The organism is Salimicrobium jeotgali (genome assembly GCF_001685435.2).
Lineage (GTDB): Bacteria > Bacillota > Bacilli > Bacillales > Halobacillaceae > Salimicrobium > Salimicrobium album.
This window is the reverse complement of sequence record NZ_CP011361.2, coordinates 436396-451295: the sequence shown is the minus strand read 5'-3', so window position 1 is coordinate 451295 and position 14900 is coordinate 436396. Positions and strand designations below refer to the sequence as shown.

Below are 14900 nucleotides of genomic sequence, written 5' to 3'. Positions count from 1 at the left end.
CCTACTTCGTTCCGTACAGACGGTCGCCTGCGTCCCCGAGACCGGGTACGATGTATCCTTTTTCATCAAGCTTCTCATCGAGAGCCGCTAAATAGATATCCACGTCAGGGTGGGCTTCCTGCATCAGCCTCACGCCTTCCGGAGCTGCCACGAGACACATGAGACGGATCTGTTTCGCCCCACGTTTTTTCAGGGAGTGAATAGCTTCGATTGCCGAACCGCCGGTAGCAAGCATCGGGTCGAGAACGATGAGTTCGCGTTCGCTGATATCACTCGGCATTTTCACGTAGTACTCTACCGGTTTCAACGTTTCCGGATCACGATAAAGTCCCACGTGGCCGATTTTAGCTGCCGGAATCATATTTACCATCCCGTCGACCATGCCGAGACCGGCACGCAGAATAGGTACCAGACCGACTTTCTTTCCGGACAGGACTTTCGCTTTTGCATCATCGACGACCGGGGTCTGGATATCCACTTCCTCGACCGGAAGATCCCGGGTAATTTCAAACGCCATCAGTGTAGCCACTTCGTCCACAAGCTCCCGGAAATCTTTCGTTCCCGTCTCTTTTTTCCTTATGTACGTCAGTTTATGCTGGATCAGCGGATGGTCCAGTACGTAAACGTTACTCATCGAAGCACTCTCCTTCGTTAATTTTATTCATATCTGTCTTATTGTACTGAATAATAAGCTGTTTTGCAACGAGGGACAAAAGGTTTAAAAATTCGTAACATAACCATGTCTAAGTGCTTACAGAACTTACGATTTTCCACACAAAAAGCCGCTCTCAGACGAGCGACTTTTCGTTTATTCGTATTATTCATCCGCACTTTCCAGGGAGGGGTAAAGCGGGAAGCGGGACGTAAGCGCACGTACACGTTCCTTCGCTTCTTTCAGTTTCCCGGGCTCTTCATGGTGATCGAGGGTGAATGCAATCAGATCCCCGATCTCCTTCATCTCTTCCTCTTTGAAACCGCGCGTCGTTACGGCTGCCGTACCGACACGGATACCGCTTGTCACGAACGGGCTTTCCGGATCGAATGGAATCGTATTCTTGTTCGTAGTGATACCTACTTCGTCCAGCGCCTTTTCGGCCACTTTTCCTGTCAGGCCTTTATTGCGCAGGTCAAGAAGAAGGAGATGATTCTCCGTACCGCCGGAGACGAGACGGATATCATTCTGCTGCAGTGCTTCTCCGAGTTTCTTCGCATTACTGATGATCTGGCTCGAGTAGTCCTTGAAGGAACTGTCGAGAATTTCTTTGAATGCGACGGCTTTCGCAGCGATGATGTGCATCAGCGGGCCGCCCTGCATGCCGGGAAAAACGTTTTTGTCGAGTTTCTTCGCGAATTCCTCCTTGCAGAGGATCATCCCTCCACGTGGACCGCGAAGAGTTTTATGTGTAGTCGTCGTTACAAAGTGAGCATGCGGAACGGGATCGGAATGATGCCCGGTTGCCACAAGTCCGGCTACGTGTGCCATGTCCACGAGCAGGTACGCGCCTACTTCGTCCGCGATTTCACGGAAACGGGCGAAGTCGATGTCGCGGGGATAGGCACTTGCTCCTGCAACGATAAGTTTCGGCTGAACTTCTTTCGCCCTTTCGAGAACGGCGTCATAATCGATCAGTTCCGATTCCTTATCCACCCCGTACTCTTCGAAGTTGTAGAGGGAGCCGCTGAAGTTCACCGGGCTGCCATGCGTCAGGTGACCGCCGTGGTTCAGATTCATTCCGAGCACGGTATCCCCGGGATTCAAAACGGTGAAATAAACTGCCATGTTCGCCTGGGAACCGGAGTGGGACTGGACGTTCGCGTGTTCTGCGTTAAAAATCTCTTTCGCCCGGTCCCGAGCCAGGTTTTCCGCTTCATCGACGAATTCGCAGCCGCCGTAGTAGCGTTTACCCGGGTATCCTTCGGCATATTTGTTCGTCATTACAGAGCCCATCGCTTCCATAACCGCTTCGGAAGTGAAGTTTTCGGATGCAATCAGTTCGATATTATAGTCCTGACGGTGGTGTTCCTTCTGGATAGATGCAAACAGTTCCGGGTCTTGCGATTTCAGTTGTTTCATCGATTCGTATTCCCCTTTCGTCTTTCCCTCGTTATTTTCTCTTCCTGGCGATGCCTCGTTTCATTCGTACTCCGCACGCGGTCCGCCTATCATAGGCGGTCTCGTTCTGGCAGCCCGGGCCCTCGCTTCTCCTACTGAGGTCTGATCGAGGCGGAGCGGTACGGCGACGTGTTTCAAATGCATGCCGATCATCGTTTCACCGATATCCACACCGGCTTCCGCTTCCATACTCTCAACCAGGACAGGGTCCTCCATCTCGCGGTAAGCATGCGCCGCCATCGCCCCTCCTGCTTTCGGTACCGGTACAGCAGCGACGATACGGCCCCCGCAGCGCTCAGCCGTCTGCCTTTCAACGACGAGAGCGCGGTTCAGATGCTCACAGCACTGAAAGGCAAGCGACATTCCGGTTCTTTCCCTGAAACGTAAAAATTCCGTGTACAGGTCCCGGGCGACTTCCCCGCTGCCGGACGTGCCTATTTTACGGCCGTGGACTTCGCTTGTGGAACATCCGACCACGAGCGTGCCTCCGGTCATATATCCGGTGTCCGAGAGCTGCTGCAGAAGGGCGGTTATATCCTGTTGTATATTCATAAAGCTGTCCCTCCCTCTCCACGCGAAAGTGTATTGTTCCTTCTTCAAAAAAAGAGAAGCATGAGCTTCTCTATAAAACTTTCCTTTATTGTATTACTAATTTCTGTTTTCGGCAATGTTCGGGTTTTGGCATCATGCCGCCTGAACGGCTCTCTCCGGAACTTTATTTATCGCCGGTCTTATCAATAAGCAGATCGATATACTTCTCCAGTTCGCGGTAGGTTTCCCTGTACATTTCCACATCCGCCCCGAACGGATCCGACACGTTCACATCCGGAAAAGAATCTTCCAGTTCCTCGATTTCTTCGAGCTCTTCACGACATGCTTCCTGCCATTTTTCACTTACATCTTCTGTTTCTTCCTGCCGAAGCTGATTTCTTTTCTCTTCCACCCGACTGTACAGTGATTTCAGACGGTCCCATTTCTCTTCGGGCACGAGAACGTATTCCTTCAGGGTGAACAGTTTATCTTCATACCCCTGATACTGCATGGCGATCGTCTGTTTGTGGCCCTCCGTCATCGTAAGAACGAGATCCGCCCAGGAAAGGAGCTCCGGCGATACAGGCTGGGAATTGCCATCGGTACTTACTCCTTCTTCTTCCATCACCTGCATGGCTCCCCGGGACACAGGGGAACCGTGGCCGGCGAACATTCCGGCGGAACGGACGTCGTGTCCTGAGGTTTTATTTTTCAGAATGGCCTCAGCCATCGGACTTCTGCACGTATTACCTGTACAAACAAACAAGATATTCATCATATTTCTCCTCCCGTTCCTCGTAAATTCCGGCTGCGCGGTTACGGCTTCCTCACACGACAGTGTGGTCCGCCGCTTTCCGTAGACGGTTCATGACTGCCGTGCCCATCCCCGCTTCTTTGAACGTTTCACATAAAATAAGGTCGATCTCCGTATCGGAAAAAGAGCGGAGCGCGCTGTACAGCCCTCCGGCCACTTCTCCCATGTCCTCCCGGGAGCCGCACTCCACGAGTGGCTCATGATCCAGTTTCCGTGCCAGTTCCCGGCTTGCGATGACACCTATCTTTTTCCCTTCCTCTTTGTAATACTTCAGGGCAGTGACGAATCTCCCGTCATCCCCTTCCACGAGCCACAGCGGTACATCCGGCGCATAGTGACGATACTTCATGCCTGGAGATTTCGGCCGGTCCCCGGCTCCTTCCAGAGCAGGATCCACCTGCACCTCACCGAATACTCGCTCCAGATCTTCTTTCGTTATTCCGCCCGGACGTAAAATCACAGGGACCTCCGACGTACAGTCCACAACTGTCGACTCCACCCCGACTCCCGTCGGACCACCATCGACAATGCCCGTGATTTTGCCGTTCAAATCTTCATACACGTGCCCTGCCGTCGTAGGAGAAGGCTTCCCTGAACTGTTGGCGCTCGGAGCAGCTATAGGCACTCCTGCTTTCGACAGCAGTTCCAGTGCGACCGGGTGATCCGGCATACGCACCCCTATCGTATCAAGGTTCGACGTGACGTTCGGTGCCGCCTCATGATTCGAGGGAACAATGACAGTAAGCGGACCCGGCCAGAACGCATCCATGCACTTCTCGGCCGTCTCCGACCAGGAAGAAGCGATTGCACTCAGCTGGCTGCGCTCACCGATGTGGACGATGAGCGGGTTGTCCGCAGGACGGCCTTTGGCTTTGAATATTTTACTTACCGCTTCTTTACTCGTAGCATCCGCCCCGAGGCCGTACACCGTTTCCGTCGGAAAGGCTACCGTTTCTTTCTGGCGCAGAGCCTCTACCGCTCCGCTCAATCCTTCCTCCATCGTCCATATCTTCGTACGCATTTTTTAATCCCCTTTATTCCGGTTTTCTCTACTATCCATTATGGACAAAGCTGAAGATACAGGCAAGCATGAGCACGCCGGGTGGTATAGCGTTCATCCACAGCTTTTTCCACAACAAATGAGGTTGTGTACAATTATGAATCAAATAATAATAAAGTTATCTACTTTTTATACACACTATCCACAAGCCGCACCGGTCATTTATCCACTTATCCACAGAATGTAACCGTAAGTAAATTCACCTATAAAAAAAGCCTCCTGTCCGGAGGGGCGGAGGCTTATGAAACTAGTGGCCGGCAGTGACGAACCGATCTTTCCCGTTCAAGTCTTTATGAACCTGTAAACGGTGTCCGGGCAGTGCTTCTCCGAGAAGCCGGGTCACCGCCTCCCCTTGAGTGTGTCCGATTTCGAAAACTGCCATCCGCGGTTGTTGAGGGCGTTCCTTAAGTTCCCGGCATATCGCTGCGTATGCCGCCAGACCATCTTCTTCCGCGAACAGGGCAAGTTCCGGATCGTAATCCCTGACCGTTATATCCAGCTCTTCTTTTTCTCTCCAGGAGATGTAGGGCGGATTGGAAACAAGAATATCCACGTGTTCTTCTTTGAGGGGAGCAAGAAAACTCCCTTCAAAAAAACGGATCTCTGCCCCCAGATTCTCGGAATTATGACGGGCGATTTCGAGTGCGGCGGGGGATATGTCGGTAGCCAGCACGTCAGCTTCCGTTTCCAGGGCAAGCGTAACGGCGAGCACACCGCTCCCCGTGCCGATATCGGCGATCCGCTCACCAGTTCTCGCACAGGACCTGACGAGATCCATCAGCTCCTCTGTTTCCTGGCGCGGAATAAGAACATCGGGAGTGACCATGAAGGTCCGGCCATAAAAATGGGCTTCTCCTGTGATATGCTGGTACGGTTTACCGGTCAGAGCGTGGGTTCTGACTGCTTCCATGAAAGAATGCTGCTCCTCTGAAGAGAGGGAGCAGTCACTTTCAAGATGTAAGGCCGGACCTTCGAGACCCGTATAAAACTCGAGCAGAAATTCTCCTACTCTCTCCTCGCGTCCGTGCTCCCGCAAAAAAGAAGAAGCCCGGTGAAGAGCTTCCCTGATTGTCATCGTCTCCATATTACTGCCCGATCTCTTCAAGCTTCTTCGCCTGTTCTTCCATAAGCAGCGGCTCAATAATCTGATCGAGGTTTCCCTGAAGCACCTGATCGAGCTTCTGCAGCGTGAGACCGATACGGTGGTCGGTGACACGCGTCTGCGGGAAGTTGTACGTACGGATCCGTTCCGAACGGTCTCCTGTACCGACAGCAGATTTGCGGCTTTCGTCATACTCTTCCTGCGCTTCCCGTTCGTACTTATCGTAGATACGGGCCCGCAGAATCTGCATCGCCTTTTCCTTGTTCTTAATCTGGGACTTGCCGTCCTGACAGGAGGCTACAATTCCTGTAGGTTCGTGGGTAAGACGCACAGCGGACATCGTCGTGTTGACACTCTGACCACCCGGGCCGCTCGATGCAAACGTGTCCACACGTATATCCTTTTCGTGGATATCCACTTCGACATCTTCCGCTTCCGGCAGGCAGACGACAGTCGCGGTCGACGTGTGGATACGGCCTCCGGATTCCGTTTCCGGTACGCGTTGGACGCGGTGGGCTCCGCTTTCATACTTGAAGCGGGAGAACGCTCCTTCTCCCTTAATCATAAACGTGATTTCTTTGTAGCCTCCGACTTCACTCGCCGTAGAATCGATGACTTCCGTTTTCCACCCTTTTCCTTCGGCGTAGCGTGTGTACATACGGTACAAATCACCCGCAAACAGAGCAGCTTCATCGCCGCCGGCTGCTCCCCGAACTTCGAGAATAACGTTTTTGCTGTCGTTCGGGTCTTTCGGCAGCATGAGAACGCGGAGTTCTTCCTCAAGTTGTTCTTTGCGGGAAGTGAGTTCGCTCAGCTCTTCTTTCGCCATTTCCTTCATTTCTTCATCCGTTTCGTCCTCAAGCATCTCTTTCGTTTCGTCAATCTGTGAAGTTACACTTTTATATTCCTGATAGGCGCGGACTGTATCCGAAAGATCGGACTGCTCCTTCGAGTACTCACGCAGCTTCTTCGTATCGCTGATGACTTCCGGGTCACTCAGCAGCTCGTTCAGTTTATCGTATCGATCTTCCAATGTCTGTAACCGTTCGATCATTTTCTTCACCTCTACTTTTCTCTACCGATTGTCATTATATTATAGGGAGACCCCGGATACAACCGCGCCCCCGTCCTTTACAGTGGGGGATTCCCGTGACATTTACGACAGACCGGGTAGTACGCATCATTTCCGCCGATCTGGATCTGTTCTCCGGAGTAGACCGGCTTTCCGGCTTCATTCACCCGCAGGTTCATCACCGCTTTCTTCTCACAGAACCAGCAGATCGTTTTCATTTCTTCGATTTTATCTGCATACAAAAGGAAATACTTACTTCCGTCAAACAGCTCGTTCTGAAAATCGTTTTTGAGACCGAATCCCATGACCGGGATGTTCAGCCGGTCCACTATTTTCGTAAGCTGCAGTACGTGTTCTTTATCCAGGAACTGTGCCTCATCGACGAGGACACAGTACGGCTGTTCCTCTTCCTGCTTCACCGTTTCGTACAGATCGGTTTCTTCGAAAATCGGATAAGCTTTCCGGCGCAGACCGATCCGCGAAGAAACGTATCCGATTTCATCCCGGTCGTCGAGCCCCGGTGTGAATATGAGCACCGGTTTATTCTGCTCTTCGTAGTTATGGGCGACTTTTATGATTTCGATTGATTTTCCGCTGTTCATTGCCCCGTATTTAAAATACAGTTGTGCCATGTGCAGACTCCCCTTTTTTCTAAGCGCTTCTCCCATTATACACAAAAATAACGGTCGTGCAGATGTCCCCGTTTCTCTCAAAATTTTTTCCTTCGCTTCAGCACGGTCCGGTGCGACCTGAAGGTAACGATCCTCCCCGAATCGTTACAATGGGTACTGAAAAATGGAGCCGAAGGTCACGATTTCTGCCTAATCCTTCCCTTCGGCTCCGTTTTTTTAAGCTCAAAGGCACGAAAAACACCTTCACCGGTCCTCCGCCAATAAAAAAACAGGCATATGCCGGAAGCGACATCTGCCTGTTCTCTGTAAACTTCCCAAAACGATCAGGAAAGGTTGTATTTTTTCTTGAAACGGTCTACACGGCCACCAGCTTTGTCCGCTTTCTGTTTACCTGTGTAGAACGGATGAGATGCAGAGCTGATCTCTACACGGATCAACGGGTACGAGTTACCGTCTTCCCATTCGATCGTCTCATCGGAAGTCTGAGTAGATCCTGTAAGAATCTTGTAATCAGAGCTTGTGTCTAGGAATACAACTTTCTGGTATTCTGGATGAATGTCTTTTTTCATTACTCTTCCACTCCTTTTTGCCCTGAGCCCTTTTTCAGCACAGAGTTATTGTAAGAGCCGTTTCGGGTGTAATCTGTCCCTTGACTGAAACTCACATAGAGTGATTATAGCAGGTCGCTGTCTGTAATGCAACCTGTGATTGCAGGCTTTACTTTTTAGATGTCTGATTCATCTCCTTATCCATCACGTCGAAGAATTCACGGTTGTCTTTCGATTTCTTCATGCGGCGCAGGAAGCGTTCGTAGAAATCGTGGGAGCTCGTCATCGCCTGACGGATCGCCCACATTTTCTCCAGCTGTTCTTTCGAAAGAAGCAGTTCCTCTTTTCGCGTGCCGGACCGTTTCAGATCGATCGACGGGAAGATCCTTCGCTCCGCCAGATTGCGGTCGAGATGAAGTTCCATATTACCGGTGCCCTTGAATTCTTCATAAATGACGTCGTCCATCTTCGAACCGGTATCCACCAGAGCCGTAGCAAGAATGGTGAGACTGCCGCCTTCTTCGATGTTACGCGCGGCTCCGAAGAACCTTTTCGGACGGTGGAAAGAAGCAGGATCGATACCACCTGAAAGCGTGCGCCCGCTCGGCGGAATCACCAGGTTGTAAGCTCTGGCAAGACGAGTGATACTGTCCATCAGTACAATCACGTCCCGTTTATGTTCCACGAGACGCATCGACCGCTCGAGGACCAGTTCCGAAACTTTGATATGGTTCTCCGGCACTTCATCGAACGTGGAGGAGACTACATCCACATCCGGAGCTACCGAACGTTCGATATCCGTCACTTCTTCCGGACGCTCGTCGACGAGAAGAATGATCAGTTTCGAGTCGGGATGGTTTTTGGCTATACTGTTCGCCATCTGCTTCAGAAGCATCGTTTTCCCGGCTTTCGGCGGAGCGACGATAAGCCCGCGCTGGCCGTACCCGACAGGAGCCATTACATCCATGATCCTCGTTGCCAGCTGATTTTGCGCCACTTCGAGATTCATGTGACGATCCGGATAGAGCGGGGTCAACGCCGGAAAGTGTACCCGCTGCTTGGCGGAGTCCGGGTCTTCCCCGTTCACTGCGTCCACGTGCAGCAGGCCGTAGTACCGTTCGTTCTCCTTCGGCGGGCGGACTTTACCGGAGACTTTGTCCCCGTTCCTTAAATCGAATCTTCTTATCTGGGAAGCCGAAATATAGATGTCCTCCGCACTCGGGGAGTAGTTGATCGGCCGCAGGAAACCGAAACCTTCCGAAGGGATGATTTCGAGAATGCCGTCCATGAATAGATAGCCGTCCTTTTCGGCCTGTGCTTTCAGGATGGCAAATATAAGTTCACGCTTTGTCAGTTTGGAGTAATAGGACACTTTGTATTCACGTGCCTTGTCATAGAGTTCTTTCAATTTCAATGTTTCCAAGCTGGAAATGTTCAATTCCGCCACAAAATCACCACTTTAATTAATTTTTGAATCCGTACAATGTCTCGACAGCTTATGAATGTTGAAGAAATATAGAGAAGGTGCTGGAGTGATTGTTCTGAAGCTTACCGAGGCAGGTGTCTTTAAAACATATTCAGTTTACATCTTATCACATCTTCACTTCAATAGGAGGTTTGACGCACTTCTTAAAAAATCGGGGTGGAAAAATGCTTTTCATAATAAAAAACTCAAAAGGGTAAGCGTACCCCTCTTGAGTTTCGTCAGTACTTCTGGAACTGCTCCTGCTTCGTTTCGCTGATTTCTTCGTACCACATATTGGCACCTATACTGTTCAGTTTCTCCACCATATTTTCGTAACCGCGCTCGATGTGTTCGACGCCGCGAATCTCTGTCACCCCGTCAGCCATCAGGCCGGCGATAACGAGCGCCGCTCCGGCACGAAGATCGGAAGCCCGGACCCGGGCCCCCTGAAGAGGGACCGGACCTTCCACAATTGCATACCCTTCATACTCTTTCACTTTGGCGTTCATCCGTCTCAATTCATCGATATGTTTGAACCGGGACGGGTAAATAGTATCAGTTACCACCGCACTGCCTTCGGCTTTCGTCAGAAGTGAAGTGAACGGCTGCTGCAGGTCGGTCGGAAAGCCGGGATATACGAACGTTTTCACATCCACACTCTTATATGTTTCAGGCGGACGTATGTACAGCTGATCATCCTTCTCTTCAATCGTCACCCCCGTCTCCCTCAGTTTAGCCAGCAGGGAGTCGAGGTGCTGGGGGATGACGTTATCAAGGATGACCCCGTTCCCCTGAGCCGATGCGAGAATCGCGTACGTCCCTGCTTCAATGCGGTCCGGAATGATCGTGTGCCGGCAGCCGGAAAGATGTTCGACACCTTCGATACGGACCACGTCGGTCCCCGCCCCTTTGATATTCGCTCCCATGCTGGACAGAAGGGTGGCGACGTCAATGATCTCAGGTTCTTTCGCCGCATTTTCGATGAGCGTCTTCCCTTCGGCCCTTACGGCTGCAAGCATAATATTGATCGTGGCACCGACGCTGGCCATATCCAGGTAAATCCGTGCACCCTTCAGTTTCTCGGCCCGGATACAGATGGAGCCCTGTTCATTCGTGACTTCCGCTCCAAGTGCTTCGAAACCTTTAATGTGCTGGTCGATCGGACGGGGACCCAGATGGCAGCCTCCGGGCATCCCGAGTACGGCTTTGTTGAAACGTCCGAGCATTGCTCCCATGAAATAATAGGAAGCCCGCAATTTCTTCACCCGGCCATTCGGAAGTGCGAGAGGAGCCATTCCGGAAGGGTCGATGTGAATGGTTCTTCCCTCTTCGGTCACTTCCCCGCCGATCTCCCGGAGCAGTCCGCTCAGCGTCTCAAGGTCCGAAATATCCGGCAGGCCTTCGATGGTCACCGGTGATTCAGCCAGGATGGCTGCCGGAAGCAGAGCTACGGCACTGTTCTTCGCTCCGCTGACACGAAGGGTCCCCTCCAGAGGCCTGCCGCCTTCTATCATTAGTTTATGCATATCGGACTCCTCACTTTACACATTCCTGTGCAACTTATTTATTTTGAGCACTGTTCCAGTCGTTCAGAAATTTCTCGATCCCCTGATCGGTGAGCGGATGTTTCACGAGCTGGTGAAGGACTTTGAAAGGAATCGTCGAAATATGCGCCCCGTTCAAAGCTGCTTCGTGGACGTGCATCGGGTGGCGAACGGAAGCTGCGATAATCTCCGTGTCGATGGCGTGACGGTCAAAAACTTCAGCAATCTGCGCAATCAGATCCATACCATTGTGTCCGATATCATCCAGACGACCGAGGAATGGGGACACGTAGGAAGCACCGGCCCGCGCTGCAAGAAGCGCCTGATTCACAGAGAAAACGAGAGTGACGTTCGTTTTTACGTTCAGGTCTGAAAGTTGCTTCACCGCTTTCAGTCCCTCCATCGTCATCGGAACTTTCACCGTAATGTTCGGGGCGATTGCAGCCAGTTCCTTGGCTTCTTTCATCATACCGTCCACGTCCTCAGAAACGACTTCCGCACTGACAGACCCGTCCACCTCCGAAGTGATTTCACGGAGACGATCGTGGAAGGAAACGCCTTCTTTCGCTACCAGGGAAGGGTTGGTGGTCACACCCGAAAGCAGCCCGAGGGCATTCGCTTCCCTTATTTCGTCTATGTTTGCAGTATCAATGAAAAATTTCATAACTGATTTCCCCCTTATAAGTGTGATTGCGTTTTCAAAATATGGAACACTCTTTTGTTCCACCTGCCAAACCGGCGGAGAGACTGTCGTTCCGTCACCCCGGCAGGGCTTGAACTGATACTTCTAAGAATACCAGTACGTTTATAAAGGTGCAACAGCTCGTGTGTATATCAGCGCTTACATATCAGAATTTTTTCATTTCTCTCACAGCTTCCGAATATAAAAAAAGACACCGGCCCCTTTAGTAAGGGACGGTGTCCTGACTATATGTTACCCGTTGAATGTCGCTCCGATGAAACCGGTGAACAGTTCCTGGGCGCGTGTCGGACGGGATTTGAATTCCGGATGGAACTGACTGGCTACGAACCACGGATGGTCTTTGACCTCGATGATTTCTACAAGGCGTCCGTCCGGGCTGGTGCCTGAGAAAAGGAATCCTTTCTCTTCCATCTCCTCACGGTAGTGATTATTGAACTCGAAGCGGTGACGGTGACGTTCGTAAATCACTTCCTCCCCGTATGCTTCCATCGCTTTCGTATCTTCTTTAATACGGGATGGATAGATACCGAGGCGCAGTGTTCCGCCGAGATCTTCCACATCTTTCTGTTCCGGAAGCAGATCGATGATCGGATCTTTCGTCGACGGGTCGATTTCCGCCGAGTGTGCGTTCTTATAGCCCAGCACGTTACGGGCGAACTCCACCGTTGCCAGCTGCATACCAAGGCAGATGCCAAGGAATGGTACTTTATTTTCACGTGCGTAGCGGATCGCTTCGATTTTCCCTTCGATGCCGCGGTGTCCGAATCCGCCGGGCACAAGTATGCCGTCGGTATCCGCCACGAGTTCCCCGATGTTGTCCTCAGTGACTTCTTCAGCGTTCACCCACTTCACTTCCACATCGGCGTTCTGCTGGTAGCCTGCGTGTTTCAGTGCTTCCACTACGGAAATATAGGCGTCCGGAAGCTCTACGTATTTCCCGACAAGAGCAATCGTACGCTTCTCTTCCAGATGCTTGACCCGCTCCACAAGCTCATTCCACTCCGTCATGTCAGCCGCCTGACAGTTCAGCCCGAAGTGGTCGCATGTAAGCTGATCGAGCTTCTGTTCCTGAAGCGTAAGCGGAACGTCATAAAGTGTTTCCGCGTCCACCATTTCGATGACGGCCTCTTTTTTCAGGTCGCAGAAAAGGGAAATCTTCTCTTTCATATCATCGGAAATTTCCGTTTCGGAACGCAGTACGATCACATCCGGCTGTATGCCGAGGGAGCGCAGTTCTTTCACGCTGTGCTGCGTAGGCTTCGTTTTCAGTTCGCCCGCGGCCCGGATGTAGGGAACGAGAGTACAGTGAAGATACATGACGTTATCGCGGCCGATGTCACTTTTGATCTGACGGATCGCTTCCAGGAAAGGAAGGGACTCGATGTCTCCGACCGTACCGCCGATTTCCGTGATGACGACATCTGCGTTCGATTCGTGTCCGGCACGATATACCCTTTCCTTGATTTCGTTCGTAATATGCGGAATCACCTGGACCGTACCGCCCAGATAGTCGCCGCGACGTTCTTTTTTGATCACGTTCGAGTAGACTTTACCGGTCGTTACGTTTGAGAACTTATTCAGATTGATATCGATGAAACGTTCGTAATGACCAAGGTCAAGATCCGTCTCCGCCCCGTCGTCCGTTACGAATACTTCTCCGTGCTGGTAAGGACTCATCGTTCCCGGGTCCACGTTCAGGTACGGGTCGAACTTCTGGATCGTTACGCTCAGCCCCCGGTTTTTCAGTAGACGGCCCAGTGATGCCGCCGTAATTCCTTTTCCTAATGAAGATACAACACCGCCGGTAACAAAAATGTACTTTGTCACGTTCATCCCTCTTTCCTTGTTTGTTAGTAATGACTTCTTCTGTTTCGGAATAAATATAGAAAGGGCGGCTGTTGCACCGCCCGTCACCGAAGAAAATCCGTTATACTTCCCTGCTGGAATCCGGAACCGGTATGCCCCGGATCTCCTGCAAAAAAGAAAAGCTCCCCAATCGTAATTGGGGAGCTTCTGTTAAGGTCGTCCTTTTTTAAGAGCCCACATAGAATTATAAAAAGGTTCACCTGTAAAGTCAAGAACAGGAAAAAATTAACTTTCTTCTTTGTCCTCTTCGTCCTCGTCGCCGATGAAGCTGGTGTCTTCGTCCACCATCTCTTCCTCTTCGTCGTCGAGTTCATCCTCTTCATAGTCACCTTCGAAGTCATCGTCATCGTCGAGATCGAGTTCTTCATCCGTCAGGTCAAGTTCTTCTGTATTCTCATCTTCTTCGTCGGCATCGTACTCCGAAACGCCGAGTTCATCTTCAAGAAGCTTGGAAGGTTTCTTTTTCTTCTTCTTTTTCTTCTTGCGCACTTTCGGAAGATTGGCGATGTCTTCTTCCATCTGTTCAATCGGGTACCATTTGCGAAGTCCCCATTGGTTCGTACCGGTCGTCGTAAAACGGCCGTCGAGATTCATATCGGTGTAGAACTGGGCGATGGCCTCTTCTTTCTGTGCCTTCGTATAATTCTTCCTGTCGGCGATCTGTTTGAACAGTTCGTTGAAATCGTACGTCTGATGCTCGTCTTCCAGGATGGTATAAGCCATTTCAAGCATAGAGGTTTCGTCTATCTGTTGTTGGGTCATTTCTTCAAAACTCAACGTCAGCACTCCTTTTTCTCAATTCTGTTCCGACCGTCCCTACCCTTCCATAAGCGGAGGAGACCGGACAGACTTTCGCTTTTTTCGTCAATTACACACGTTTCTCACTGTAACCATACCCTTTATTATAAAAAGAACGGAGAAAAAAATCAATAACAGAGAATTTCTTTGGAATCCCCTCCCGTTTTCCCGTACAATATAAACAGCTATCGAACGAAGGAGAGAGACCGATGAAGCTTAAAGAACTGCACCCTGTGACCTGGGTCATTATCGCCCTGATTCTGATTTTCGTGCCTTCCTGGCTTTATATGAATTACGGGCTCATTCATGAGGAACATGTTAAAGAAGCCACCGTCTCGGAAAAATATCACGAAAAGGACGAATATTATATCGTCGCGGACGGTAAAGATATCAAATTGTCCGATTCCAGCCAGTGGATGCTCATCGAACCTGAGGAGAAATATGAAATCACGTATGAATGGTACGGGCAGAAAGAGCCCGAAGTCGTCTCCATCAACCAGGCCCACGATGATGACAGCACCGGCGGCGGTCACTGACAACAGAAACTGCATGATACACACAGAAATCCGAACATTGATGTTCGGATTTCTGTTTTTAAGCTGTCATAAAAGGATAGGGGATGAAAATTATGTCATTCCCCGCCTGCCGTTTT

At 50.9% G+C, this 14900-nt stretch carries 15 protein-coding genes; 1 reads left to right on the top strand and 14 read right to left on the bottom strand.

What is annotated here, in order from left to right:
* Position 1: 1 nt before the first annotated feature.
* The 14 genes from upp to rpoE form a co-directional block, all read right to left on the bottom strand.
* Positions 2–634: a uracil phosphoribosyltransferase gene (upp, locus tag AAV35_RS02270; RefSeq protein WP_008590474.1), complete on the bottom strand. Its 633-nt coding sequence runs from the start codon at positions 632–634 to the stop codon at positions 2–4.
* A 183-nt stretch (positions 635–817) separates the two neighbouring features.
* Positions 818–2074, bottom strand: a complete 1257-nt coding sequence (locus tag AAV35_RS02265; RefSeq protein ID WP_008590476.1) for a serine hydroxymethyltransferase — start codon at positions 2072–2074, stop codon at positions 818–820.
* Positions 2075–2134: 60 nt separating this feature from the next.
* Positions 2135–2665, bottom strand: a complete 531-nt coding sequence (locus AAV35_RS02260; RefSeq protein WP_008590478.1) for a TIGR01440 family protein — start codon at positions 2663–2665, stop codon at positions 2135–2137.
* A 163-nt stretch (positions 2666–2828) separates the two neighbouring features.
* Entirely contained in the window at positions 2829–3422 is a 594-nt protein-coding gene (locus tag AAV35_RS02255; protein ID WP_234972610.1) for a low molecular weight protein arginine phosphatase, read from the bottom strand.
* Positions 3423–3471: 49 nt separating this feature from the next.
* Positions 3472–4479, bottom strand: a complete 1008-nt coding sequence (locus tag AAV35_RS02250; protein WP_008590482.1) for an L-threonylcarbamoyladenylate synthase — start codon at positions 4477–4479, stop codon at positions 3472–3474.
* A 286-nt stretch (positions 4480–4765) separates the two neighbouring features.
* Positions 4766–5602 carry a peptide chain release factor N(5)-glutamine methyltransferase gene (prmC, locus tag AAV35_RS02245; RefSeq protein WP_008590485.1) on the bottom strand — a complete coding sequence of 279 codons (837 nt, stop codon included), beginning with the start codon at positions 5600–5602 and terminating at the stop codon, positions 4766–4768.
* Between the two features lies 1 nt (position 5603).
* A complete protein-coding gene (prfA, locus tag AAV35_RS02240; RefSeq protein WP_008590486.1) occupies positions 5604–6674 on the bottom strand; it encodes a peptide chain release factor 1 in 1071 nt (356 codons plus the stop codon).
* Positions 6675–6751: 77 nt separating this feature from the next.
* On the bottom strand, positions 6752–7324 hold the full coding sequence (locus tag AAV35_RS02235) for a thymidine kinase (RefSeq protein ID WP_008590487.1): 573 nt from the start codon (positions 7322–7324) through the stop codon (positions 6752–6754).
* Positions 7325–7647: 323 nt separating this feature from the next.
* Positions 7648–7893 carry a type B 50S ribosomal protein L31 gene (locus AAV35_RS02230; RefSeq protein ID WP_008590489.1) on the bottom strand — a complete coding sequence of 82 codons (246 nt, stop codon included), beginning with the start codon at positions 7891–7893 and terminating at the stop codon, positions 7648–7650.
* A 148-nt stretch (positions 7894–8041) separates the two neighbouring features.
* Positions 8042–9319, bottom strand: coding sequence for a transcription termination factor Rho (gene rho / locus AAV35_RS02225; protein ID WP_008590492.1), 1278 nt, complete (start codon positions 9317–9319; stop codon positions 8042–8044).
* Between the two features lie 257 nt (positions 9320–9576).
* The gene (locus tag AAV35_RS02220; RefSeq protein WP_008590495.1) at positions 9577–10863 is read right to left on the bottom strand and encodes a UDP-N-acetylglucosamine 1-carboxyvinyltransferase; all 1287 of its coding nucleotides are present in this window, start codon (positions 10861–10863) and stop codon (positions 9577–9579) included.
* 34 nt (positions 10864–10897) lie between these two features.
* On the bottom strand, positions 10898–11545 hold the full coding sequence (gene fsa, locus AAV35_RS02215) for a fructose-6-phosphate aldolase (RefSeq protein ID WP_008590497.1): 648 nt from the start codon (positions 11543–11545) through the stop codon (positions 10898–10900).
* A 270-nt stretch (positions 11546–11815) separates the two neighbouring features.
* A complete protein-coding gene (locus AAV35_RS02210) occupies positions 11816–13411 on the bottom strand; it encodes a CTP synthase (protein WP_008590500.1) in 1596 nt (531 codons plus the stop codon).
* Between the two features lie 264 nt (positions 13412–13675).
* Positions 13676–14236: a DNA-directed RNA polymerase subunit delta gene (rpoE, locus tag AAV35_RS02205; RefSeq protein ID WP_425319132.1), complete on the bottom strand. Its 561-nt coding sequence runs from the start codon at positions 14234–14236 to the stop codon at positions 13676–13678.
* A 221-nt stretch (positions 14237–14457) separates the two neighbouring features.
* Between rpoE and AAV35_RS02200 the strand changes: the two genes are divergently transcribed.
* Complete coding sequence (locus tag AAV35_RS02200) at positions 14458–14784, top strand: hypothetical protein (RefSeq protein ID WP_008590503.1); 327 nt, start codon at positions 14458–14460, stop codon at positions 14782–14784.
* Positions 14785–14900 lie beyond the last annotated feature (116 nt).

Bases quoted from the DNA above. Each gene is read 5' to 3' on its own strand.
- prmC (WP_008590485.1), bottom strand. From the start codon at position 5,602: ATGGAGACGATGACAATCAGGGAAGCTCTTCACCGGGCTTCTTCTTTT.
- fsa (WP_008590497.1), bottom strand. From the start codon at position 11,545: ATGAAATTTTTCATTGATACTGCAAACATAGACGAAATAAGGGAAGCG.
- AAV35_RS02250 (WP_008590482.1), bottom strand. From the start codon at position 4,479: ATGCGTACGAAGATATGGACGATGGAGGAAGGATTGAGCGGAGCGGTA.
- prfA (WP_008590486.1), bottom strand. From the start codon at position 6,674: ATGATCGAACGGTTACAGACATTGGAAGATCGATACGATAAACTGAAC.
- AAV35_RS02200 (WP_008590503.1), top strand. From the start codon at position 14,458: ATGAAGCTTAAAGAACTGCACCCTGTGACCTGGGTCATTATCGCCCTG.
- AAV35_RS02220 (WP_008590495.1), bottom strand. From the start codon at position 10,863: ATGCATAAACTAATGATAGAAGGCGGCAGGCCTCTGGAGGGGACCCTT.
- upp (WP_008590474.1), bottom strand. From the start codon at position 634: ATGAGTAACGTTTACGTACTGGACCATCCGCTGATCCAGCATAAACTG.
- AAV35_RS02230 (WP_008590489.1), bottom strand. From the start codon at position 7,893: ATGAAAAAAGACATTCATCCAGAATACCAGAAAGTTGTATTCCTAGAC.
- AAV35_RS02255 (WP_234972610.1), bottom strand. From the start codon at position 3,422: ATGATGAATATCTTGTTTGTTTGTACAGGTAATACGTGCAGAAGTCCG.
- AAV35_RS02235 (WP_008590487.1), bottom strand. From the start codon at position 7,324: ATGGCACAACTGTATTTTAAATACGGGGCAATGAACAGCGGAAAATCA.
- AAV35_RS02260 (WP_008590478.1), bottom strand. From the start codon at position 2,665: ATGAATATACAACAGGATATAACCGCCCTTCTGCAGCAGCTCTCGGAC.
- AAV35_RS02265 (WP_008590476.1), bottom strand. From the start codon at position 2,074: ATGAAACAACTGAAATCGCAAGACCCGGAACTGTTTGCATCTATCCAG.